At 42.5% G+C, this 1,083-nt stretch carries 1 pseudogene; it reads right to left on the bottom strand.

The window, feature by feature from the left end:
* A pseudogene (locus tag HC733_RS22360) lies at positions 1-972 on the bottom strand (IS256 family transposase); the annotation flags it as partial.
* Positions 973-1,083: the final 111 nt, after the last annotated feature.

The following is a 1,083-nucleotide window of genomic DNA, read 5'->3' as shown; positions in this document are numbered from 1 at the left end:
TTTAATCGGTCTTCGAATTCGATCATAAATCGATTCAAGGCCGATTTCCAATTTCTTATCGGCATTGTCCATTTTTTAGATGCCTGCTCAATAGCCAAGTAAACCACCTTTTTAGCCGAGTCATCATGCGGGAACAGCTTACGCTTTTTGATGGCTTTACGGATAACTGAGTTCAGCGATTCAATGGCATTGGTAGTATAAATAGCTTTTCTAATATCTTCGGGGTAATTAAATAAGGTGCTGACGTTTTGCCAATTATTGCGCCATGAGCGAGATATATTTGGGGTACTTGCTATCCCAGCGTTGCTCGAACTGTTCTAAGGCCATTAGGGCTTCGTCTTCAGTTACCGATTGGTATATGTGCTTTAAATCAGCCGTGATGGCCTTGTAGTCTTTCTACGGCACGAACTTCAATGAATTACGCACCATATGTACGATACAGAGCTGAATTTGCGTATCAGGATAAACGGTATTAATTGCATCAGGGAAGCCTTTCAGGCCATCAACACAGGCGATAAGGATATCTTTAACGCCACGGTTTTGAAGTTCTGTTAGCACGTTTAGCCAGAACTTAGCGCCTTCGTTCTCTGATATCCACATGCCAAGCAGTTCTTTGTGGCCTTCGATATTAACGCCTAAGGCTAAGTAAATGGCTTTATTGATGACTTGCTTATCTTGGCGAACCTTAACAACTAAACAGTCGAGATAGACGATTGGGTAAACAGCATCAAGCGGCCTGGCTTGCCACTCTACGACTTGAGCGATAACGGCATCTGTGACACGAGAAATCAATGTTGGTGATACATCAGCGTCATACATTTCTTTGAATGTAGAAACGATTTCACGGGTCGTCATGCCTTTGGAATATAGATACAAAATCTTGTCGTCCATTGACGTGAAGCGAGTTTGGTTCTTTTTAACCAGTTGCGGCTCAAAGCTAGCATCTCGGTCACGAGGCGTATCTAATGTGAGCTTACGGCAAGTTAGCGTAACTCACCATCAAAAATATGCTTGAGTCCAGAATTTAGTCTATGCGTTGTGATTTATAGTTCCAAGGCAAGTAAAGTTCTGGGTTTAATCGCA

Origin of the sequence: Pseudoalteromonas sp. S16_S37, assembly GCF_014694405.1 — a bacterium.
GTDB lineage: Bacteria > Pseudomonadota > Gammaproteobacteria > Enterobacterales > Alteromonadaceae > Pseudoalteromonas.
This window is presented reverse-complemented; position numbering and strand designations above follow the sequence as displayed.